Source organism: Nakamurella panacisegetis, assembly GCF_900104535.1.
Classification (GTDB): domain Bacteria; phylum Actinomycetota; class Actinomycetes; order Mycobacteriales; family Nakamurellaceae; genus Nakamurella; species Nakamurella panacisegetis.
Genome location: NZ_LT629710.1, coordinates 486881 through 508178, shown reverse-complemented (window position 1 = coordinate 508178; position 21298 = coordinate 486881). Strand labels below are relative to the sequence as shown.

Annotated in this window: 20 protein-coding genes; 13 read left to right on the top strand and 7 right to left on the bottom strand. The window is 68.9% G+C overall.

All coding sequences use genetic code 11. The features are described from left to right. The first annotated feature begins 7 nt into the window (after positions 1–7). Genes BLS97_RS02260 through BLS97_RS02240 form a run of 5 tightly spaced genes read left to right on the top strand, consistent with a single transcriptional unit; the run spans position 8 to position 5091 of the window. Positions 8–1471 carry a sulfate adenylyltransferase subunit 1 gene (locus BLS97_RS02260; RefSeq protein WP_231988313.1) on the top strand — a complete coding sequence of 488 codons (1464 nt, stop codon included), beginning with the start codon at positions 8–10 and terminating at the stop codon, positions 1469–1471. A 25-nt stretch (positions 1472–1496) separates the two neighbouring features. Beyond that, on the top strand, positions 1497–2603 hold the full coding sequence (locus BLS97_RS02255; protein ID WP_090474377.1) for an ABC transporter substrate-binding protein: 1107 nt from the start codon (positions 1497–1499) through the stop codon (positions 2601–2603). Between the two features lie 4 nt (positions 2604–2607). After that, complete coding sequence (locus BLS97_RS02250) at positions 2608–3453, top strand: ABC transporter ATP-binding protein (RefSeq protein WP_090474376.1); 846 nt, start codon at positions 2608–2610, stop codon at positions 3451–3453. After that, positions 3440–4360: an ABC transporter permease gene (locus tag BLS97_RS02245; protein WP_090474374.1), complete on the top strand. Its 921-nt coding sequence runs from the start codon at positions 3440–3442 to the stop codon at positions 4358–4360. The genes BLS97_RS02250 and BLS97_RS02245 overlap by 14 nt, the downstream gene beginning before the upstream one ends. Beyond that, positions 4357–5091, top strand: a complete 735-nt coding sequence (locus BLS97_RS02240; protein ID WP_090474372.1) for a sirohydrochlorin chelatase — start codon at positions 4357–4359, stop codon at positions 5089–5091. Before BLS97_RS02245 ends, BLS97_RS02240 begins: the two co-directional genes overlap by 4 nt. Positions 5092–5265: 174 nt before the next feature. Here BLS97_RS02240 and BLS97_RS02235 read toward each other — a convergent pair whose 3' ends face one another. Continuing rightward, a complete protein-coding gene (locus tag BLS97_RS02235; RefSeq protein WP_090474371.1) occupies positions 5266–5775 on the bottom strand; it encodes a methylated-DNA--[protein]-cysteine S-methyltransferase in 510 nt (169 codons plus the stop codon). Then, the gene (locus BLS97_RS02230; RefSeq protein ID WP_090474370.1) at positions 5772–7364 is read right to left on the bottom strand and encodes an AlkA N-terminal domain-containing protein; all 1593 of its coding nucleotides are present in this window, start codon (positions 7362–7364) and stop codon (positions 5772–5774) included. Before BLS97_RS02230 ends, BLS97_RS02235 begins: the two co-directional genes overlap by 4 nt. Before the next feature lie 364 nt (positions 7365–7728). Between BLS97_RS02230 and BLS97_RS02225 the strand changes: the two genes are divergently transcribed. Both BLS97_RS02225 and ychF read left to right on the top strand, forming a co-directional pair. Then, positions 7729–8460 (top strand): class I SAM-dependent methyltransferase, encoded by a 732-nt coding sequence (locus tag BLS97_RS02225; RefSeq protein WP_090474369.1) that lies wholly within the window; start codon positions 7729–7731, stop codon positions 8458–8460. Between the two features lie 11 nt (positions 8461–8471). Next, the gene (gene ychF, locus BLS97_RS02220; RefSeq protein ID WP_090474367.1) at positions 8472–9551 is read left to right on the top strand and encodes a redox-regulated ATPase YchF; all 1080 of its coding nucleotides are present in this window, start codon (positions 8472–8474) and stop codon (positions 9549–9551) included. On the opposite strand, the gene BLS97_RS02215 is transcribed toward ychF, so the two are convergent. From BLS97_RS02215 to BLS97_RS02205, 3 genes are read right to left on the bottom strand one after another with little or no spacing between them, the layout of a single operon-like run. Beyond that, positions 9552–10544, bottom strand: a complete 993-nt coding sequence (locus BLS97_RS02215; RefSeq protein ID WP_090481113.1) for a helix-turn-helix transcriptional regulator — start codon at positions 10542–10544, stop codon at positions 9552–9554. A 55-nt stretch (positions 10545–10599) separates the two neighbouring features. Then, on the bottom strand, positions 10600–11742 hold the full coding sequence (locus BLS97_RS02210; protein ID WP_090474365.1) for a cytochrome P450: 1143 nt from the start codon (positions 11740–11742) through the stop codon (positions 10600–10602). Then, positions 11739–13478 (bottom strand): hypothetical protein, encoded by a 1740-nt coding sequence (locus BLS97_RS02205; RefSeq protein ID WP_157695123.1) that lies wholly within the window; start codon positions 13476–13478, stop codon positions 11739–11741. The genes BLS97_RS02210 and BLS97_RS02205 overlap by 4 nt, the downstream gene beginning before the upstream one ends. 278 nt (positions 13479–13756) lie before the next feature. Here BLS97_RS02205 and BLS97_RS02200 point away from each other — a divergent pair, with 278 nt between their 5' ends. Together BLS97_RS02200 and BLS97_RS23335 are read left to right on the top strand one after the other, a co-directional pair. After that, complete coding sequence (locus BLS97_RS02200; protein ID WP_157695122.1) at positions 13757–15022, top strand: mannosyltransferase; 1266 nt, start codon at positions 13757–13759, stop codon at positions 15020–15022. Between the two features lie 10 nt (positions 15023–15032). Then, entirely contained in the window at positions 15033–15854 is an 822-nt protein-coding gene (locus BLS97_RS23335) for a (deoxy)nucleoside triphosphate pyrophosphohydrolase (protein ID WP_197676367.1), read from the top strand. A 154-nt stretch (positions 15855–16008) separates the two neighbouring features. Here the strand turns inward: BLS97_RS23335 and BLS97_RS22585 are convergent, their stop codons facing one another. Then, positions 16009–16314 carry a hypothetical protein gene (locus BLS97_RS22585; RefSeq protein ID WP_157695121.1) on the bottom strand — a complete coding sequence of 102 codons (306 nt, stop codon included), beginning with the start codon at positions 16312–16314 and terminating at the stop codon, positions 16009–16011. A gap of 4 nt (positions 16315–16318) precedes the next feature. On the opposite strand from BLS97_RS22585, the gene BLS97_RS22580 reads away from it, so the two are divergent. The 3 genes from BLS97_RS22580 (at position 16319) to BLS97_RS02180 (ending at position 18786) form a co-directional block, all read left to right on the top strand. Next, entirely contained in the window at positions 16319–16984 is a 666-nt protein-coding gene (locus BLS97_RS22580) for an ABC transporter substrate-binding protein (RefSeq protein WP_157695120.1), read from the top strand. A gap of 93 nt (positions 16985–17077) precedes the next feature. Continuing rightward, the gene (locus BLS97_RS02185; RefSeq protein WP_197676366.1) at positions 17078–17914 is read left to right on the top strand and encodes an amino acid ABC transporter permease; all 837 of its coding nucleotides are present in this window, start codon (positions 17078–17080) and stop codon (positions 17912–17914) included. 2 nt (positions 17915–17916) lie between these two features. Continuing rightward, entirely contained in the window at positions 17917–18786 is an 870-nt protein-coding gene (locus BLS97_RS02180; RefSeq protein WP_197676365.1) for an amino acid ABC transporter ATP-binding protein, read from the top strand. Between the two features lie 88 nt (positions 18787–18874). Here the strand turns inward: BLS97_RS02180 and BLS97_RS02175 are convergent, their stop codons facing one another. Then, complete coding sequence (locus BLS97_RS02175) at positions 18875–19669, bottom strand: maleylpyruvate isomerase family mycothiol-dependent enzyme (RefSeq protein WP_090474353.1); 795 nt, start codon at positions 19667–19669, stop codon at positions 18875–18877. Positions 19670–20265: 596 nt separating this feature from the next. Here BLS97_RS02175 and BLS97_RS02170 point away from each other — a divergent pair. Then, entirely contained in the window at positions 20266–21243 is a 978-nt protein-coding gene (locus BLS97_RS02170; protein WP_090474352.1) for a hypothetical protein, read from the top strand. Positions 21244–21298 lie beyond the last annotated feature (55 nt).

Genomic DNA, 21298 nt, shown 5'->3' with positions numbered 1-21298 from the left:
GGTCGAAATGACGGGCGAGATCCTCATGACCGAACCGAAACTCCCAGCCTCCGACCGTGATCGCGCGTCGTCGTCCCCGCCCCGGGGGTTGCTGCGGTTCGCGACCGCCGGTTCAGTCGACGACGGCAAGTCCACCCTGGTCGGCCGGTTGCTGCACGACTCCAAGTCCGTGCTCTCGGACCAGCTCGACGCGGTGGAACGAACCTCGGCAGCGAGAGGGCTGGACAGTCCCGACCTCTCGCTCCTGGTCGACGGACTGCGGGCCGAACGCGAACAGGGCATCACCATCGACGTGGCCTACCGGTACTTCGCCACCGGGGTCCGCAGTTTCATCCTGGCCGACACCCCCGGACACGTGCAGTACACCCGGAACACCGTCACCGGTGCCTCCACCGCCGACCTGGTCATCATCCTGGTGGATGCCCGCACCGGTGTGGTCGCCCAGACCCGTCGGCACGCCGCGGTGGCCGCCCTGCTGGGCGTCCCGCACCTGCTGCTGGCGGTCAACAAGATCGACCTGGTCGACTTCGACGAGCAGGTGTTCGACACCATCGCCGCCGAGTTCGACCGGTACGCGGTTGATCTCGGGATCGGCGAGATCACCGCGATCCCGATCTCGGCGCTGCACGGCGACAACGTGGTGACCCGGTCGGAGCGGATCGACTGGTACACCGGCCCGAGCATCCTGGAACACCTCGAGCAGGTCGAACTGACCGACACGGCCAGTGCCGGGGCCCTGCGCTTCCCGGTGCAGTACGTCATCCGGCCCCGGTCGGAGGCCTACCCGGACTACCGCGGGTACGCCGGCCGGGTCACCGCCGGGAGCGTGCGGCCCGGTGACGAGATCGTGGTGCTGCCGTCCGGGCGGCGCAGCGTCGTCTCGGCCATCGACACCGCCGACGGGGTTGTGGATGTCGCCGTCGCCGGGGACTCGGTCACCCTGCTGCTGGCCGACGACGTCGACCTGTCGCGCGGAGATCTGATCTCGGGTGTAGCCGATGCGCCGGAGGTCGTCACCGAGTTCTCGGTGACGGTGACGCAGTTGGCCGACAAAGGTCTGCGGCCCGGCCTGCGCGCTCTGCTGCGGTACGGGACGGCGACCTACCGGGTCATCGTCGGATCCGTCGACCACCGGCTGGACATCGACACCCTGGCCGAGGTCGAGGCGCCGAACGTGTTGTCCCTCAACGACATCGCCCAGGTCACGCTGCGCACGGTCGAACCCGTCCCGGTGGAGCCGTTCCGGCCCGGGGGTGCGGTCGGCTCGCTGCTGATCATCGACCCGGCGGACGGCACCACCCTGGCCGCCGGGATGGTCGGCGACCGCCGCGGGGCCCTGCGCCGGGCGCCGGCCTCCACCACCGACGACGTGCGATGTCGTCCCGACACCGATCTCCTTCCCCCGGGTACCGCGTCCGCGCCTCGTGAGGTGGCCGTCCCGTCCAACAGCTTCCCGACTCCCGGTCCGTAACCGACGGGCTGTGAAAGGTTCTGCCATGTCCCGCATCTCCATCTCGCACCGCACTCGTCACCGATTCCTCACCGCGCCCCTGCTGGCCGGCCTGGTCGTGCTGGCCACCGCCTGCGGGTCCAGTTCGGCCAGCACCCCGTCGTCCTCCGGCGCGACCGGGACGCCGACCGGCGCCGCCGGCACGCTGCGCCTCGGCTACTTCGCCAACGTGACCCACGCGGCCGCCGTGCTCGGCGTGGCCGACGGGTCCTTCACCAAGGCCTTGGGAAGCACCAAGCTGGAGACCCAGGTGTTCAACGCCGGACCGGCGGCCATCGAAGCGCTCAACGCGGATGCCATCGACGCCGCGTTCCTCGGGCCCAGCCCGGCCATCAATTCCTACGTGAAGTCCGGCGGCGACTCTCTGCGGATCGTGGCCGGTGCCACCGACAACGGGGCGTCACTGGTGGTCAAGCCGGGTATCAATTCCGCCGCGGACCTGAAGGGAAAGACGATCGCGACGCCGCAATTGGGTGGTACGCAAGATGTCTCCCTGCGTGAGTACCTGTTCAAGGCCGGCTTGAAGGTGCAGACGAACGGCGGCAGCGACGTCGACGTGGTGAACCAGGACAACGCGCAGACCCTGGGCCTGTTCCGGACCGGCCAGGTGGACGGCGCCTGGCTGCCCGAGCCCTGGGCGTCCCGGCTGGTCGAAGCCGGCGGCAAGACGCTGGTCGACGAGAGCACGCTGTGGCCGAACAAGGAGTTCCCCACCACCATTCTGGTCGTCGGGAAGAAATTCCTGGACGAGCACCCGGACACCGTGCGGGCGTTGATCTCCGGTGAGATCACGGCGGCCGGCGAGATCGCCGCCGATCCGGCCAAGTCCTCGGCCGCGATCAACGATGCGATCGGGAAGCTCACCGGCAAGAAGCTGTCGGACTCGGTGATGGCCAGTGCGTTCAAGAACATCAAGGTCACCGTGGACCCGCTGGCCGCAACGTACAACGTGTCGAGCCAGCACGCGGTCGACGGTGGGCTGCTGAAGTCGGTCCCGGATATCAACGGCCTTTTCGATCTGCGCATTTTGAACAAGCTGCTCAAGGCGTCCGGCAAGAGCCCGGTCAGCGCTGACGGTCTCGGACAGGAGTGAGTCGATGACGACCCTTGCTGAAGTATCGGCGGATCTGGACGATCTGGAGTTCAACCACGACGATCCTCGGGTGGTGCCCCTGGCCCCGGAGCCGGCGCCGGAGGTGACGCCCGGTGTGCTGATCGACGGGGTCAGCAAGGTGTTCCGGGGCCCGGGGGGTGCGGTCGCGGCCTTGGACAACATCAATCTGTCGGTGGCCCCGGGCGAGTTCGTCTGCCTGCTCGGCGCCTCCGGTTGCGGCAAGTCGACCCTGCTCAACCTCATCGCCGGCCTTGACCAGCCGACCGTCGGCTCGGTGGCCACCGCTGGGCGCCCGGCGCTGATGTTCCAGGAGGCGGCCCTGTTCCCGTGGCTGACCGCGGGGGCCAACGTCGCCCTGGCCTTGAAGCTGGCCGGCGTGCCGCGGCCGGCCCGCTCGGCGCGGGTCGACGAACTGTTGGAGCTGGTTCGGCTCGGGGGAACGGCCAAGCGCCGTATCCACGAGTTGTCGGGCGGCCAGCGGCAGCGGGTCGCATTGGCCCGGGCGCTGGCCCAGAGCGGCCAGGTGCTGCTGATGGACGAGCCGTTCGCCGCGTTGGACGCCATCACGCGTGACGTCCTGCACGACGAGCTGACCCGGGTCTGGAAGCAGACCGGCAACAGTGTCGTCTTCGTGACCCACAACGTCCGCGAGGCGGTGCGGCTTGGCCAACGGGTCGTTCTGCTGTCCTCCCGGCCGGGCCGGGTCGTCGGGGAGTGGCGGGTCGACATCAAGGGCCCCCGCACCATCGAACATCCCGAGGTCTCGGCCCTGGCTGCGCAGATCACGCTCCGGCTGCGGGAGGAGATCGCCAGTCATGCCCACGCTTGATCTGAACAAGCCCGGCGCGGCCGTCGACGTCGAGGAGCCGGTCGAACGCGAGGACACGGCGGCGGTCGGGGCGGGCCTGGATGCGCTGGAGTCACACGTCGTCGCCCACTCACCGGTATGGAAGCGATTCCTGTCCGGGGCCTACCCGCCGCTGATCGCTCTCATCGCGTTGCTGGGCCTGTGGCAGTTCGCGTACGCGCAGAAGTGGAAGCCGGACTACGTCCTGCCGTCGCCGTCGAGCGTCTGGACGTCCTTCGCGGCGATGGTGTCGGACGGGTCGGCGTTCACCGTCATCTGGACCAGCATCAGCCGGGGCCTGATCGGGTTCGCCGCCTCCATCGTGCTCGGATCGCTGATCGGGGTCGCGCTGTTCCGCTTCCGGTGGCTCCGGTCCTCGGTCGGGCCGCTGCTGACCGGGCTGCAGTCATTGCCGTCGGTGTCCTGGGTACCGATGGCCGTGCTGTGGTTCGGCCTGACCAACTCCGCCATCTACGCGGTGGTGTTGCTCGGCGCGGTGCCATCCATCGCCAACGGGCTCCTCTCCGGCATGGATCAGGTGCCGCCCTTGCTCACTCGGGTCGGCAAGGTGCTGGGGCTCGGCCCGGTCGGATTGATGAAGGACGTGCTGATCCCGGCCTCGCTGCCCGGATATCTGTCCGGATTGCGCCAGGGCTGGGCCTTTTCCTGGCGGTCGCTGATGGCGGCCGAGCTGATCGCCACCTCCAGCAAGTTGGGCCTCGGATTGGGGCAACTACTGGACCAGGGTCGCGATCTGGGGGACGCTCCGACCATGTACACCGCGCTCATCCTGATCTTCTTCGTCGGCATCGGCGTCGAGTTGATCTTCTTCCGACCGGTGGAGCGCGCCATCCTGGTCGCCCGCGGGCTGACCCCCGGAGCCCGATGACCCAGGGGTCCGGGCGGGACGGGACCCGGCCGCTGGTGGGGTTGGCCCACGGCAGCCGGGACCCACGGGCGGCAGTCGCCATTGACGAGCTGATGGCGGCCGTCGCGGCGTTGCGTCCGGGTTTGCCGGTCGCCTCGGCGTTTCTCGATCTCTCGGAGCCGGACCTGAGCACGGCGGTGGCCCGACTGGACGTGCCGGAGGCGGTGGTCGTCCCGCTGCTGTTCGCCCAGGCCTTCCACGCCAGGATCGACGTGCCGCAGGCGGTGGTGGCCGCCTCGGCCCGTACCGGCACCGAGCTGGTCACCAGCGAGATCATCGGCCTGGGCCCTGATGTGCTGGGGGCCCTGCAGGATCAGGCCCGTCAGGCCGGGATCACGGCGGACCAGGAGATCTTGCTGCTGGCCGTGGGGACCTCGGACGCGGCGGCCAACGCGGCGATCGACGACCTCGCGCAGCTCTGGTCATCGGGCCGGCGAGGTCCGGTGCGGGCGGTCTTCGCCACCACCGCCCCTCGCGCCACGGACGCGCTGGCCGAATCGTGGACTACCGTCCCCGGCGTCGTCTCGCTGTTCCTGGCTCCGGGTCTGCTGCTCGACCAGGTCCGGGCGGTGGCGGAACCGCGAGGTGTGGTGGTGACCCCACCCCTGGGGACGGCCATGGCCCGCAGCGTGCTCGACCGGTACGACGCGGCCGTGCTCGCCGCCCGTTCGGCCGGTACGGTTCCGCGGTAGCCACGGCCCCGATCCGGCCGCGCTCCGGTCCGATGCACCGGTCGCGCGCTGCTCGGACTGCGTGCCACTCGGGCTGCGCAGTGCTCGGATTGCCCGGTGCTGGGATTGCTGCGTGCTCGGACTGACTCCGAGGTCCGGGTCCGTCGGGTCATCCGTCGGGGTCATCCGTCGCGGTCACTCCTCTCGCTCGTGGTCGAGCAGCCACTGCTTGGCCGGCAGCCCCCAGCGGAATCCGCGGAGCGTGCCGTCCGAGCCGAGAACGCGATGGCAGGGTACGAACAACGCGGTCGCGTTGCGGGCGCAGGCCGCCGCGGCGCCGCGGATGGCGGTCGGTCGACCGCACAGTTCGGCGAACGCGGTGTAGGTGACCGGACGGCCCGGCTTCACATGACGTAGGACGGCCCACGCGTGGGTCAGGAACGGTCCCGAATTCTGTTGTACGGCAACATCATCGATTGCGGTCAGGTCACCCTCGTGGTACCGGACGACGGCGTCGGTGATCCCGTCGATGGACGTCGCCCGCGTGGTGGACAGGGGGCGCAGGGCGGGCGAGATCACCGGGAGCAGATCTCCGATGTCGCCCGTCCAGCCGGAGGCCAGGACGGCCGGACGCTCGTCGTCGGTGGTGACGACGGTGAACGGACCGATCGGTGTGCTGACGGTGGAGGTGAGTGCGTTGGTCATGCCGGACCTTTCGTCGGGAGAGCCATGGGATTCGATGTTCGGGTGCCGGCGATGCGCCACAGGTGCAGACCGGCGTAGGACCGGAAGGGACTCCAGATCCGTGCGTATTCCTCAAGTGCGGTCGGGCCTGTCGGGAGCCCGGCCTGGCCGGCGCCTTGGCGCAGCACCAGATCGCCCGTCATCAGCACGTCCGGATCGCCGAGGACCCGCAGACTGACGTACTGCGCGGTCCACGGCCCGATCCCGGGAAGGGCGACCAGTTCGGCCGCCAGGTCGGTGCTGCGTCGGCCGGCGTCGATGCGCAGTGCGCCGGTCGCGATCGACGTGCTGGCCGCGACGACGGCCGCCGCGCGGCGGCGGGGCCCGGGAATGCGGGCGGGATCCAGCTCGGCCAGATCGGCCGGGTTCGGGAACAGATGGGTCAGGCGCGGGTCGGGTTCCGGCCCGAACGCGGCCAGGTCCAGCGGCCGACCGACGTCGGCGGTCAGTCGACCCAGTGTGGTGCGGGCGGCCGCCACCGACACCTGCTGGCCGAACATGGCCCGCAGGAGAATCTCCGGCCCGTCGACCGCGCCCGGAACGCGCAGCCCGGGACAGGCCAGCACCGAGTCGGCCAGGTGCGGGTCCGCGGCCAGTTGTTCGTCCACCCGGATCGGATCGGCATCGGCGTCGAGCAGTCGGCGGCAGCGGTCGACCGCGGGCACCAGATCGGACAGGTGCTCCAGCCGGAGGGTCGCCGTCACTACGGCCGCCGCCCCCGGTCCAGGGAAGTCCAGCACCACGGTTCCAACTCCGGCCGGCAGGGCCAGCGTGCGGGCATACCGTCGCCCGTCGACGTATTCGACTCCCGCAATCGCCCGGGAGGCCAGGAAGTCCAGCAGGGCATCGCCGGCGAAAGGCTCGCGGACGGCTAGCCGCAGAGTCAATGCCCCGGGGGCGACGCTGCGTCCGGAGTGGTGCGACCGCAGGGCGCTGGGATCGGTGGCGTAGATCTGCTGGATGGTGTCGTTGAACTGCCGGATGCTGGAAAAGCCGGCCGCGAAGGCGATGTCGCCGATGGGCAGGTCGGATGTGGTCAGCAGCACCCGTGCCGTGTGGGCCCGGCGGGCACGGGCCAACGCCAGCGGACCGGCCCCGACCTCGGCGGTCAGCATCCGCCCGAGGTGACGAGGGGTGTAACCCAGGCGGGAGGCCAGACCCGGCACGCCTTCCCGGTCGACCAGACCGTCCCCGATCAACCGCATCGCCGCACCGACGGTGTCCGCTCGGAGATTCCATTCCGGCGAGCCCGGTGTGGCGTCGGGCAGACAGCGGCGGCAGGCGCGGAATCCGGCCGCCTGGGCCGCGGCGGAGGTGGGGTAGAACTCGACATTGCGCCGCAGCGGGGTTCGGGCCGGGCAGGCCGGACGGCAGTAGATGCCGGTCGTCGTCACGGCGGTGAAGAACTGCCCGTCGAACCGGGCATCGCGGGTTTGCACGGCCCGGTAGGCGGCGTCCAGATCGTTGATCACACCGACCACTATGCCCGCGTCGAGGACACTCGGCTGGCGGTTTTCGGACACCGCACCAGCGCGGTCCGCGAACGTCATGGCGTCTGGTGTTCGCACTGGCGGTCGGCGAGTTCGGCATGGCCAGGAAGCTAGGACGGGGCACCGACAATCGGCGCACGATCGCGCTGACGACGCCGAAATGCCCCTCATTTCAACGGGTTCCGGCTCATTCGGGCGTGGATCAACATCGCAGGCGGGGATGAACTTGTTCACTCCTGACCCACCAGTCCCAGAACGTGCAAGTTCACCCCTGCCTGCGAAGTTGATCCACGCCGCACCCGGAAGTTGATCCACACCGCACCAGGGGGAAAGTCGATCCGTGCCGCACGCGAGGCCCGGCACGGCGAGCGGAAGGGTTCGACACCGACGACTCGACGTCGGCGGACGTGCCAGAGTGGGACCCATGCCCGACGAACACCCGCCGCCCGCGACCGACACCGAGGCTCCGGCCACCCTCTGGGAACAACAGGTGGTGGGGGAGCGCTGGACGTTCTACGCCGAGCGCTTCGACAAGCTGTTCGCCGAGGGCAGCGACGTCGAGGGCGAGGCGCGGTTCGTCGACGCGATGCTTCCGCGCGGGGCGGCCGTGCTGGACGCCGGCTGCGGCACCGGCCGCATCGCCAACGCGCTGCACCGGATGGGTCACCACAGCGTGGGCGTCGACAAGGACGCGGGTCTGATCGCCATCGCCCAGCAGCGGTATCCGGGCGTTCCCTACCTGGCCTGCGACCTGTACCAACTGCGGCCCGATCAGCTCGCGGCGGTCGGCGCACCGACGCAGTTCGACGTCATCGTGCTGCCGGGCAACGTGATGGTCTACATGGCCCCGGGCAGCCAGCGACGGGTGCTGGCCGGTCTGGCCACGATTCTGAAACCGGCCGGCCGGTTGGTCGCCGGATTCGCCACCGATCGGGACTACCGTCCGTCCGACTTCCGCGCCGATGCGGCCGCGATCGGTTTGAGCGTCGAGCTGCGGTTCTCCACCTGGCAGATGGACCCGCTCGACGATGGTTCCGGCTGGGCGGTCATCGTGCTGCGCGCGCCGGGAGCGTCCGCGGCTGCGGGCCGCGACGCCAACTGGGCGCCCGCGTCGGCCTGGGCGCAAGGCGCCGGAGCGCCGCCGCCGTCCCCGTAGACTGACCTCTCGTGAGTCTCACCCTCGGCATCGTCGGCCTGCCCAACGTCGGCAAGTCCACCTTGTTCAACGCCCTGACCCGTTCCGACGTGCTGGCCGCGAACTATCCGTTCGCCACCATCGAGCCCAACATCGGCATCGTGCCGCTGCCCGACCCGCGGCTTGATCAACTGGCGAAGGTGTTCTCCTCCGTCCGGACCGTGCCGGCCACCGTCTCGTTCGTGGACATCGCCGGGATCGTCAAGGGGGCCAGCGAGGGTGCCGGCCTGGGCAACAAGTTCCTGGCCACCATCCGCGAGGCAGATGCGATCTGCCAGGTGGTTCGGGTGTTCGACGACGGCGACGTCATCCATGTCGACGGCAAGGTCGACCCGCTGGCCGACGTCGAGACGGTCAACACCGAGCTGATCCTGGCCGACATGCAAACCATCGAGAAGGCGTTGCCGCGCCTGGAGAAGGAAGCCCGCACGGCCAAGGACCGCAAGCCGGTGCTGGAGGCCGCCCAGGCTGCCGCCGCGGTGCTGGACTCCGGCCGCACCCTCTTCTCGGCCCGCGACAAGATCGACCTCGGGCTCATCCGCGAGCTCACGCTGCTCACCGCCAAGCCGTTCCTGTACGTCTTCAACTCCGACGAGGGCATCCTCACCGACCCGGAGAAGCGGGCCGAGCTGGCCGCCGCGGTGGCCCCGGCCGACTCGGTGTTCCTGGACGCCAAGGTCGAGTCCGAACTGCTCGAACTGGACGAGGAGTCCGCGCTCGAGTTGTTGGAATCGGTCGGGCAGGATGAGCCGGGTCTGCACGCCCTGGCTCGCGCCGGCTTCCACACCCTGGGCCTGCAGACGTACCTGACGGCCGGCCCCAAGGAGTCGCGGGCCTGGACGATCAAGCAGGGTGCGACCGCGCCACAGGCGGCCGGGGTCATCCACTCCGATTTCGAACGTGGCTTCATCAAGGCCGAGGTCGTGTCCTTCGCCGATCTGATTGCTGCCGGGTCCATGGCCGCGGCCAAAGCGGCGGGCCGGGTCCGGATCGAGGGCAAGGACTACGTCATGGTCGACGGCGACGTGGTGGAGTTCCGCTTCAACGTCTGATCAAACGCCCGGCGCACCTTTCTGCGCTGAGCCGTCGAGCGGCCGAGCCGCGGCCAGCAGCCGCTCGCCCAGGGCATGAACGGTGGAGCGCAGTTCGGGGCCGCCGATCACCCGGAACGCCGCCGGGATGACGGTCAGTTGTTCGGCGTACCAATAGGGATTGCCGGTACTGCCGGTCAATCGGGTCCGCCGGGCGTCGATCGCCTCCAGCCGCCCCAGAGCCCGCGGCACGCACCGCCCGACCGCGGTCAGCGGCGCGTCGATCTCGACCTCGGCCGCGTACTCCCAACCGGACGCCAGATGATCCTCGAGCATCCCCACCGCATCCAGATCGGTTGGTGGAGTGAAGGTCTCCTCCAACAGCGCGACCCGCCCGACCCGATCGATCCGGAACGCCCGCACCACATCGCGCGGCGGTGTCAGCCGGCACAGCAGGTACCAGCGTCCGTGCCGGACGACGACGGCCCACGGATCGACCTCGGCCTCCCACTGCGTCCCGCCTTCGGACCGATACGACAACCGGGTCCGTCGGTGCTGCGCGCAGGCCTGGACCAGTTCGCTGGTGATGCCCGGGTCGGGCCGGGCGGCGCCCCGGTCGGGGGCGGACGCGGTGGTCCGCCGCACCACCTCGGCCGTGGCGGCCGCGGGTTCGGGCAGCGCCCGGACGATCTTGGCCAGGGCCCGGCCGACCGGATCCTCCGGGTCGCCGGCGGCGTGACTGCCGTCGAGCACAGCCATCACCAGGCCCAGTGCCTCGGTCGAGCTGAACACCAACGGCGGCAGGCGAATTCCGCGACCGACGCGGTACCCGCCGTACGGGCCGCGCACCGATTCGATGGGGATCTCGGACTCCCGCAGAATGGCCACGTAACGGCGGGCCGCGCGTTCGGAAATGCCGAGTCGGTCCGAGAGCCGGTCGGCGGTGATACCCGGATTGCTCTGGATGATCTCCAGCGTGAGCAGCGCGCGGGAGGTGGGGCTGGTGTCGACCACGGCATCCTCCTCGATCCGGAAGGGCAACGTCCGCAGGAGCACCGTAACGCGTCGGTCAGGTGTCCCACCGGGCGCGGACGGAAGCCGGCTTGCGGAAGACCAGGCCGGTCGGGGCGCAGGTGCCGGAGCGGTCGAGACGAACCTTCGGCAGGCCGAGGACCGCGGTGGCGGCGCTGCGGGCCTGCAGCCGGGCGACGTGCAGACCGATGCAGACGTGCGGACCCTGGGCGAACGCCAGCTGGCGTCGCAGGTTGTCCCGACGCGGATCGAACCGGTCCGGCTCGGGGAAGACGGCCGGGTCGCGATTGGCCCCGGCCAGTGACACCACCACCAGATCACCCCGGCGAATCACCACGTCGTCGATCCGGACATCCTCCGTGGCATAACGATCCACCACAGCGGCGGCCGGCTCCAGCCGCAACGACTCCTCGATCGCTGCGTCCAGCAGGCCGGGTTCGGAGCGCACCTGGTCGACCAGCGACGGATCGGCGAGAAGATGCAGCAGCAGATTCGCGATCATGCCCTCGGTGGTCTCGATCCCTCCGAAGAGCAGCACCGCGGTGTTGGCGAGCATCTCCGCCGTGGTCAAGGCGCCGGCCGCGTCGGCCACCTCACGGAGGAACCCGTGTCCGGTCCGCGTGGCCTCCAGTACGGCGCCGCTCAACGATGCGTAGGCCGTCCGTCCGGAGTCGGGGAGCGGCGCCCCGGCGGTGATGTCGGCGACGGCCGACACGATGTCGCCGTACCAGGAGAGCAGTTCGGTGACCGGGATCTGTTCGAGCCCGAGTGCCATCTGCATGCAGGCCGTAGCCAGGGGGGCGGCCAGTTCGGTGCGCAGTTCGGCGGTACCGGTGCCGGCCAGCCCGCCGACCAATCGCGCCGATTCCCGCGCCACGAACTCGGCGAAGTGGGCTCGGGACGCCCGGGGCGAGAACGGGGACACGAACGGCTGCCGGTGGCGGGTGTGATCGGCGCCGTCGGTCGACAACATGCTCGCGCCCACGACCCGGCTGGTGGTGAATCGCGGATCGTCGACGGTGAACCGCTCCGGGTCACGCATCACGGCCGTGGCCAGGCCGTGACCCACGACCATCCAGCCACCGATCGACTCCACCCAGGCGATCGGGCCGTCGCGGCGGAGCGTGGCCAGGGCCGGATGCGGATCGGTCGTCAACTGCTCGACGGTGGGAGCCGTCATCGCACGACCCGGCAGAGGAAGACATCGCTGACCCGCTCCGGGGTACACCCGGCGATCTCCGGCAACACGGCCAGCACCGACTCTTGGTGGCTGACCTGATCGGTGACGATGACGTAGTCGCCGACGCCGTCCAGCAGGCTCTGACGGGCGGCGGCGATGTCCGCCGGCGTCGGCGCCACCCCGGAGTTCCCGACTGCCTCCAGCGTGGTGGCGTAGGCCGGTACCTGCGCGTCGTAGTGCGGTGTCCCATCCCGGCTGAAGAAGCTGTAGCCGCCGATGATGGAGAACCGCAGATCGGCGTCGATCTGCCACTTCATCACCGCGGCGGCGCCGTTCGCCGAGGACGACTGCGGCAGTGCGAGCACCACGGCGCCGGGGGTGACGGTGTCGACCGCCCGGCTGGCGAAGAAGGCCGGCGTGGCGACGACGACCTGATCCTTGCTGCCCGGGGCCGGCCAGCAAGCGGCCAGTGCGACGACCACCAGCACGGCACCGCCGAATCGCACCCGGTGGCCACGCGGACCGAGGTCGGCCCGGGCCACGGTGGCGACGGCGAAGGCCAGCAGCGCGGACACGAACAGGATCGTGGCCACGCTGAACCGGGCCGGGACCAGCGTGTCGACCACCGGCAGTCGACAGAAGATCAGCCAGGGCATGGGTATCCACGTCTGCGTTCCGTTGACCCGCACCGTGGTGCCAAGGCTGAGCGCGAGGGCCAGGGCAGCTGAGGAACCCAACCAGAAGGCCACCCGGCGGCGACCGGCCCGGACCAGTACCACGACCGCGATCACGGCGACCAGGATCAGCAGGATGCCGAGGTATCCGGTGTTCTCCACCCCGCCGGTGACGAACCGCCGGTTGGCCGCGATATCGGCGCTGGTGGAGAAGAGCATGGACGCGCTGGGCCGAACCGTGGACAGCAGATCCAGCGAGAGACTGGAGTGGATGCCCTCGGTCATCACCAGCGGCCCCAGGAACTGGTAGGCCAGCGCCGGGCCGCAGATGCACACCGCCACCCCAGCCGCCCAGCCCACGCACCTGGCCACGAACGGGAGCCGCGCGCGGACCTCACGGCGGTAGCGCAGAGCCAGGGCGACGATCGACACCAACGCGACCAGACCCGCGATGGCCACGATCTCTTCCGAGATCAGCATCGTCACGCCGACCACGACCCCGAGACGCCAGCCGACCTGCCGCCAACTCCGCGTTTCCGGATTCACCAACTGGTAGCCGAAGTACAGGATCAGCGGCAGCAGCGCGGCCCCGAGGGTGAGGTGAACGTGTCCCTGTTGGCCGTTGTAGAACGGACCGAACCCGTACAGGGTAGCCCCAACCGCGGAGCCGCCCAGATGACCGGTGAGCTTGTACAACACCCAGTAGCAGATGCCGGCCGCGGCGAGCGGGGCCGTGATCATCAGCAGACCGACCGACGTGGTGGCGCCGAACGCGGCCGTGATCGGCGTCATGAGGAACGCCGGCAGGATGATGGCCGTGTTCCACATGATGTTCAAGCCGGTGGGCGCGTTCATCGCGGTGGTGAAGAACGGGTTGTGGCCGTTCCAGAGCGAGACCTGGATCTCCTTGAAGTACCACGAGTAGAGGATCGAGTCGGCCCCGCCCGGCAGCGGACCACTCAGATTGCGGAGCAGCGGCGCGAAGAGGATGTAGGTCAACAGCAGCCACAGCGGTACCGGAATCGCGGCGAGCAGAGAGCGCCGGAGCCGGACCACCGTCACCGGGCGGCCTTCCCGGACGGGCCGGGGCCGGGCGGGGCGGTTGCGGAGCACATCACCGATGTCCTTGTCGACGTCTCAGGGGCGGTCCGCGCCCGAGTCCTGGTGGCTTGCCGGCCGGGCACCGAGTGTCACGGACACTGTGGAAGGACCATGTTAACGCGGCCACCACCGGGCTCCGGGGGATGACGAGCCGGGGGAGGCGCCCGGTTCCCCGTACGATCGGCGCGTCATCCCGCATCCGGCTCATCGGACCGAAGACCTTCGAAAGGCTCGCCCTCGTGCTCGTCGCCCTGCCCGCCCGGCTGGTGGCGTCCCGCTGGGCGCCGTGGATGTTGCTGGTGCTGAGCGTGGGGTCGCGGGTGGTGATCACCCTGGCGGGGACCAGCCCGTACAACATGATCGACCTCAAGGTCTACGTCGAAGGCGCCCGGCACCTGACCGGCGGGTCGCTGTACGACTTCGTCTCCGGTGCGTCCCAGTTGCCGTTCACCTACCCGCCGTTCTCGGCCCTGGTCTTCACACCGTTGGCCTGGTTGCCGTGGACGGTGGTGCGGGTGCTGTGGCAACTGGCCATGCTGGCCTCGCTGCCCGCGATCGTCTACCTGACGTTGCGGCTGTTGGGCAGAGCCGGCCCCGGGGCCACCGACCCCGTGCGACCTCTGCGCGGGTTCCTGGTCGTCGCGACGGCATTGGCCTTCTGGCTGGAGCCGGTCACCACCACCGTGGGGTACGGGCAGATCAACCTGTTCCTGGTGCTGATGGTGCTCGGGGCGGCGGTGACGGCCAAGGACTTGCTGGCCGGGGCGGGCGTCGGCCTGGCCGCCGGGATCAAGCTGATCCCGGCCGTCACCGGGCTGTACTGGCTGGTCCAGCGGCGGATCCGGGCGTTGATCCTCTCGGTGGTCTTCTTCCTGGCCACCGTCGCCGTCATGTTCGCGATGATCCCGGCCGAGACCAGGCGCTATTTCACCAAGTTGATCTTCGACCCGTCCCGGACCGGACCGGTCTTCTCGGCCATCAACCAGTCCTGGAGGGGGGCGTTGTCCCGCCTGGCCGGCCACGACGTCAGCGCCGGCTGGGTGGTGGCCTGCGTGGTCACCGTCGTCCTCGGCGTGTGGGCGGCGGTGGTGGCCGCCGGGGTGGGCGATCGGGCGGCCGCGTTACTGGCCGCGCAATTCCTGGGCCTGCTGGTCTCGCCGATCTCGTGGTCCCACCACTGGGTGTGGGTGATCCCCCTGCTGATCTGGGGTTTCTTCGGGCCGCAGCGGCAGAGCCGCGCCGTACGCGGCTTGATGATCGGGTGGCTGATCGCGCTGTACAGCTACCTGATTCCGTTCCTGGTGGCGCTGCAGGGCAAGGTCCCGTCCAACAGCCGACCCGGGTGGCAGTCATGGCTGGGCACCGCCTACGTGGTGCTCGGCGTGGCCACGTTGATCGTGATCGGTGTGGTCGGTCGCTCGTCGGCCGCTCCGGTCGAGGCTCCGGGCCGAGGGTCCGGTCCGCGCCGGGGAGTCGGCCCGGAGGCGGGAAACCTCGATGGTTAGGTTGGGGACGGTGAGGAATCGACTGCACGTGCCGATCCGCTGCGCGGCCTTGATCGATGCACCGGAAGCGGCCGTGCGCCGGGCCCTGTTCTCCCGGCAGGTGTGGATCCGGACGGCGGTGGCGCTCGGGGGGACGGCGGAGTTCGCGGCCGCCGGTTCGCGGATTGTCGCGGGTGATCTGGCCCGGTTCACCGCCCGGCCCGGTGGCCGGCCGTGGCTGCTGCGCGTGGGGGAGGTGAATGGGCGGCCGACGCTGGACAGCGTGACTTCCACCGGACGATCGACGGTGAGCGTACGGTTCGACACCTCGTCGAGCGGTGCTGGCTGCCTGGTGACCGTCGAATTCACGGTGTCATCCAGAGTGGCTTTCCTGAATGCGTGTTATCGGCCGATCTTGATCCGATACGGCGAGATGCTGCTGGGAATGACGACTCTCGTCGCGCGCGAACCGGTTCGAGTGGTGGCCGGCGCCTGGATCGCGGAAGGAAAGGTGCTCGTCACCCGTCGACGGGACCCGACCGGCCGGTGGGAGTTGCCCGGCGGCAAGGCGGAACCGGGTGAATCGGACGAGGAGGCCCTGATGCGCGAGCTCCAGGAGGAACTCGCCATACGCAGCAAGGTGTTTCGTCGCATCGGCCCGGTGGTCGCCGTGGCTCCGGGGGTCGAGATGGTTTGTTACCGGGTGGCCGCGACCCACGACGACCCCATCCAGCTGACCGACCACGACGCCTACCGATGGGTCGAAGCCGCCGGTCTGTCGACGGTCGACTTCCTCGATTCCGATCGTGAGTTGCTCGATTCGTTGCGCATTGCGCTACAAATGCCCGCCTAGTGTCGCGATTCGACCGTCAATCGAGCGCCTGACCCATTTCGTCATCCAATCGACATATCCGGCGTGGCAGGATGCCACGAACGCGCAACCTTCCTCCCCCGCTCCGGGGGAGGAAGTCCCTCTGCATTCTCTTGGGAGAAAACGTGGCATCGATTCACTCTCGCTCAACCCGGGCAGCGCTGCTGGCAGTGATCGCCGCGAGTGCCCTCGTGGTGTCCGCCTGTGGTTCCAGCTCGTCCAGCTCGTCCTCCAGTTCGTCCGCCGCGGCCACGTCGAGTGCGGCTGCCGGTCCGGCCTCGTCTGGTGGCGCGCCTGCGTCCTCGGGCGCCTCAGCGTCGTCCGGTGCGAGCAGCTCCGCCTTCGTTCCGCCGAGCACCGCTGCTCCGACGGCCCTGACGCCGGCCATGATCTCGGCGGCCAAGGCGACGCTGACCGACCCGTCCGCGCTCACGGTCTGCACGTCGTTGCCGTACGCGCCGTTCGAGGTCGATGACGGCAGCGGCAAGATCGTCGGGTTCGATATCGATTTCATGGACTGGATGGCCAAGGATCTGGGTGTCACCACCAAGATCTCCGTTCAGCAGTTCGTGGCTATCAAGTCGGGTACCGCCACCAAGACGAAGAAGTGCGACATCTCGGCCGCCGCGATGACGATCACGGCCGAGCGCATGGCCTCCATCACCTTCTCCAACCCGTACTACGACGCCTCGCAGGCACTGATGGTGCTCTCGTCCAGCTCGGCCAAGAGCCTGGCCGACCTCAAGGGCAAGAAGCTCGGCGCCCAGACCGGCACCACCGGTCTTGCCTACGCGCAGAAGTACGCCGAGCAGTACGGCTACACGGTCCTGGAATACGCCCAGATCTCGGACGAAGAAGTCGCCCTCCAGGCCAGCAAGATCGATGCTGCCATTCATGACCAGCCTGCACTCAACGAGTACAGCAAGCAGCAGGCCGGCAAGGTCAAGATCGTCGACAACTTCAACACCGGCGAGGAATACGGCTTCGGCGTGGCACTGGGCAACACCGCCCTGGCCACCGTCGCCAACTATGTCATCGCGAAGTCGAAGGCCGACGGCACCTACCTGGCCAGCTACAAGAAGTGGATCGGCGGCACTCCGCCCACGAAGTAATCGCATCCCGGACGGGGCCCCGAGCGCGACGCGCGTCGGGGTCCCGTCCGATTCGGTTCACCCCACCAGCAGACCTCGGACAGGAGATGGCCCGTGACAGCACCTGCCACCGCGCAGCGGGGCATGACCAGGAAGCAACGCACCACCATCATCCGCACGGCGCAGTACGCGGTGATCGTTCTCATCGTCGTCGTCATGGCCCTGGTCGGACACTGGCACGACTTCAAGGTTCAGTTCCTGGACTGGCACGTCATGGGACAGATCCTGCCGCGCATCATCAAGACCGGCTTCGTCAACACGCTCATCTACACGGCCAGCGCATTCGTCTTCGGCCTCATCGTTGGCCTGATCATCGCGCTGATGCGCATGTCCGAGGTGCGGCTGTACCGGTGGATCGCCACCGTGTACGTCGAACTACTCCGCGGCCTGCCGACCCTGCTCGTGCTGTACCTGTTGACCTACGGCATCCCGATCGTCTTCGGCAACAACAACAAGTTCTTCGGCAACTTCTACGTGCTGGTCACGTTGGGTCTGGGCTCGGTGGCCGCGGCCTACATGTCGGAGACCATCCGGGCCGGCGTGCAGGCCGTGCCGAAGGGCCAGATGGAGGCGGCCCGCACGCTCGGTATGTCCCGCGGGAGCGCCATGCGCCTGGTCATTCTGCCGCAGGCGTTCCGGATCATCATTCCGCCGCTGACCAACGAGGTCATCCTGTTGATCAAGGACTCCTCGCTCGTCTTCGCCGTCGGTCTAGCATCGAGTCAGTACGAGCTCACGTTCCTGGCCAACACGGCGGCCAGCGGTGGCATCACTGGCATCGATTCCAGTTCGTCACCGCTGATCCTTGCCGGGCTGGCCTACCTCGTGATTACCCTGCCGTTGTCCCAGGCGGTACGCGCCCTGGAACGCAACCAAGCGAAGAGGCGATGACCATGACTCAGACTGCCGATTTCCAGGGCCAGGGCGCTATCTCGGTCAAGGGACTGGTCAAGCGCTTCGGCGCGGTCGAGGTGCTGAAGAACATCGACGTCGAGATCAAGAAGGGCGAGGTCGTCTGCGTGATCGGGCCTTCGGGCTCCGGGAAGACGACCATGCTGCGTTGCGTCAACCTGCTCGAGCAGCCAACCGCGGGCAAGATCATCGTCAATGGGTTCGAGGTCACCGACAGCGAGTGCGACATCGACGCCATGCGGCGCAGCATCGGCATGGTGTTCCAGCAGTTCAACCTCTTCCCGCACCTGACTGTCCTGCAGAACCTGACGATCGCTCAGATGAAGATCTTGAAGCGGTCCAAGGACGAGGCCGAGAAGACCGCGCGGCACAACCTCGAGCGCGTCGGGATGGCGCACAAAGAGGCGGCCTACCCGCCGCAGCTCTCGGGCGGTCAGCAGCAGCGCATCGCCATCGCGCGCTCGCTGTCGATGAACCCGGATCTGATGTTGTTCGACGAGCCGACCTCGGCGCTCGACCCGGAGCTGGTGGGTGAGGTGCTGGCCGTCATGAAGGGGTTGGCCAAGGAAGGCATGACGATGATGGTCGTCACCCACGAGATGGCCTTCGCCCGCGACGTCGCCGATCGCGTGATCTTCATGGACGGCGGATATGTCGTCGAAGAGGGTTCGGCCGAGCAGGTCATCGGCAACCCGCAGCACGAGCGCACCAAGTCGTTCATGTTCCGCGTGCTGCACCCGACCCAGGTCGAGGAGGGCGATGAGTTCCCGGCGCCGTCAGCGGCCGCTGGTCTTCCGAGCACTCCGGGTCTGACCCGCGCTCTGGACACCAATATCAACAGCGGAATGTAGATCCTCGCGACTTGATCACGAAGGGCACCCCAAGCTCCACGGGGTGCCCTTCGTCATGCCGGTACCGGCAGTGACGACACGAGGACGGTCAGTACCCCGGGAAGATCTGCCGCAGTTTCTCGAGGGTGATGTCGCCGTTCACCGTCACGCCGGCTGGGGTGTGGGTCGGTTGCAGGCGACCGGTGGCCAGCCGGAGCCAGCTCTCGGCAGGCAGGACGAGTTCGGCGTCGGCGTCGTCGGGGGAGTCGACCAGCCCGACCTTGTCGGTGATCTCCAGGCCGAAATCGCGGGTCGGGTCGCTGGTTCGGACGGTGACGGCGACGCCGTGCCCGCCGAGTACGTCCGCCGGCTTGCCGATCCAGCCGATCAGCAGCGGCACGGTGGTCAGGAGCGGCTCGACGGCCTCAGGCGCCAGAGTCGCGTCCGGATCGAAAGTGACGGCCACGTCCCAGCTGTGCAGCGCGAACTCGGTCAGCCGGAAGCTCGCGGCGGTCGCCACGTCGACCGGAGCCGGGAGGAACCCCAGATCGACGGTCCCGTTGGTGCGGGTGGCGTCGTCGAGCTTCTCGTAGGCCCGGACCAGCTTCTCGTTGGACATCATGAAGTGGTGGGCCTGGTCCGGGGGCGTCATCGCATCCCAGCGGTCCCAGACGCTGCGGTTGAAGCCTTCGGCCGGCTTCTCGGCGCCGTGGAGCGAGGCGTTCAGCGCGGCCAGGCCGATCTCGGCGCCGCTACCGAGATGACTCAGCACCTGGGCCACGGACCACTCGGCGGCGCCGGACCTACCGGCGATTTGCTCGGGCGACAGCGTGTGCACGAGGGCGACCAGCGAGTCGTGCCCGGAGCGCAGCGCGGCGATCGGCTGGTCAGCGGTGTTCGTCATGGATCTTCCTCACGGTTGGCGGTGATCGGGTGCGGCGGGTGGTCGGGTGCGGCGGGTGGTCGGGCCCAGCGGTGGTGAGGTGCGGTGGTGGGTCGGGCGGGGTGGTTCCTCGGCCGCGTGGTTGGTCGAGCGCGCACGGTTGGCGGTCGCAAGTGCGCCGACCTGCGCGACTGACATCATGCCCGGCTGGCAATGGACGCGCACGGCCCGGTACCGCAACGGATCGGCGTCCGACCGACGGGCCGTTCGCGGTACGAGGCGCCAAGGCGCGGCGCGGACAGACAAGCCATCGACGCGGGGTGCGCAGGGCCACGGCACCGACTCGTCATGCCGAGTGTCGCTCGTCGCGCCGTGGGTGGCCTGACCAGTGCACACGCGGCATGACAAGTGCTCCGGTACGAGGATCCGGGACGAGGCACAAGCTCGTCGACGCACGAGTCGTTGTGGACCAGCTTCGGTGCGAGTGACGCCTGGGGCGAGCAGTGCGAAACGAGAGAAGGCCAAGGCCGGCGGCGGGTTGTCCACACACCTCGGGATTCTCCACAAACATGACTCTGGTCTGATCCGCGATTGATTTCCGAGGTCGACTGGGAGGCATGACATCGCCTCGCCCGTGGACCAGCCGTTCGTCGCTGTTGGCCGGTGACCTGACCGATCGGGACATTCGACAGGCCCAGCGTCGCGGAGAACTCCATCGCTTCCGCCCCGGCCGCTACGCCGACGGTGACCGGTGGGACCGTGCGGACGGTGCTGCCCGGCACCGGATTCGTGCCCTCGAGATCGGAGACTGGCTCGGCGAACGCGCGGTGATCAGCCATACGTCCGCGGCCACGGTGCTCGGCATCTCACTGCCGCGCGTGGAGTTCGGCCGTGTTCATGCGACCTGGCCGTCGGCGGCCGGGCGTGGCCGGACGACGAACATCAACCCGCATCGCAGCCGTCTACGCGACGTGGACATCGCGGTGGTGGACGGAGTGCTGACGACCAGTCCCGCCCGCACCGTGTTCGACATCGCCCGATCGTTGCCGTGGGAGTACGGGATCGCCGCGGCGGACAGTGTTCTTCACCTGGGGATGTGCACCTCCGACGATCTGTTCGACGCGCTCGAAGCGGCGGCGCGCACTCCGGGCGCCGGGCGGGCCGCCCGGATCATCGAATTCGCGGACGCCGGATCGGAGAGCGTGGGCGAGTCGATCTGCCGCCTCCGGTTCGCCCAGGTCGGATTGCCCGCACCTCGGCTGCAGGCCGCCATCGGACTGGCCGATGGAACGCACGCTCGCGTCGATTTCGATTTCGACGGCTACGCGACTGTGGGCGAGTTCGACGGCCAGGTGAAATACGGACGTCTACTCAAACCGGGACAGGACCCGGGGGACGTCGTCTTTGCCGAGAAGGTTCGCGAAGACCGGATCAGGGACACGGACCGGCAGTGCGTTCGGTTCATCTGGCGGGACTTCGGCCATCGTGCGTCGATCCTGTCCCGAACCGCGTCGGCGTTCGCGCGTGCGGGACACAAGGAATGGACGCGCGAGCCACCGCGATTCATGGAACCTGGGCGGCTCCTCCGGGTCTGACCTCGACCTAGGCCTCTCCGCCGGTGCGACGGGTGGGCTCGACGACGGAACCCGG

Coding starts and splice junctions, on each gene's coding strand:
- BLS97_RS02260 (WP_231988313.1), top strand. CDS start 8: ATGACGGGCGAGATCCTCATGACCGAACCGAAACTCCCAGCCTCCGAC.
- BLS97_RS02210 (WP_090474365.1), bottom strand. CDS start 11,742: ATGACGGCTCCCACCGTCGAGCAGTTGACGACCGATCCGCATCCGGCC.
- BLS97_RS02170 (WP_090474352.1), top strand. CDS start 20,266: ATGACATCGCCTCGCCCGTGGACCAGCCGTTCGTCGCTGTTGGCCGGT.
- BLS97_RS02225 (WP_090474369.1), top strand. CDS start 7,729: ATGCCCGACGAACACCCGCCGCCCGCGACCGACACCGAGGCTCCGGCC.
- BLS97_RS02250 (WP_090474376.1), top strand. CDS start 2,608: ATGACGACCCTTGCTGAAGTATCGGCGGATCTGGACGATCTGGAGTTC.
- BLS97_RS02255 (WP_090474377.1), top strand. CDS start 1,497: ATGTCCCGCATCTCCATCTCGCACCGCACTCGTCACCGATTCCTCACC.
- BLS97_RS02245 (WP_090474374.1), top strand. CDS start 3,440: ATGCCCACGCTTGATCTGAACAAGCCCGGCGCGGCCGTCGACGTCGAG.
- BLS97_RS02175 (WP_090474353.1), bottom strand. CDS start 19,669: ATGACGAACACCGCTGACCAGCCGATCGCCGCGCTGCGCTCCGGGCAC.
- BLS97_RS02240 (WP_090474372.1), top strand. CDS start 4,357: ATGACCCAGGGGTCCGGGCGGGACGGGACCCGGCCGCTGGTGGGGTTG.
- BLS97_RS02180 (WP_197676365.1), top strand. CDS start 17,917: ATGACTCAGACTGCCGATTTCCAGGGCCAGGGCGCTATCTCGGTCAAG.
- BLS97_RS02235 (WP_090474371.1), bottom strand. CDS start 5,775: ATGACCAACGCACTCACCTCCACCGTCAGCACACCGATCGGTCCGTTC.
- BLS97_RS02230 (WP_090474370.1), bottom strand. CDS start 7,364: ATGACGTTCGCGGACCGCGCTGGTGCGGTGTCCGAAAACCGCCAGCCG.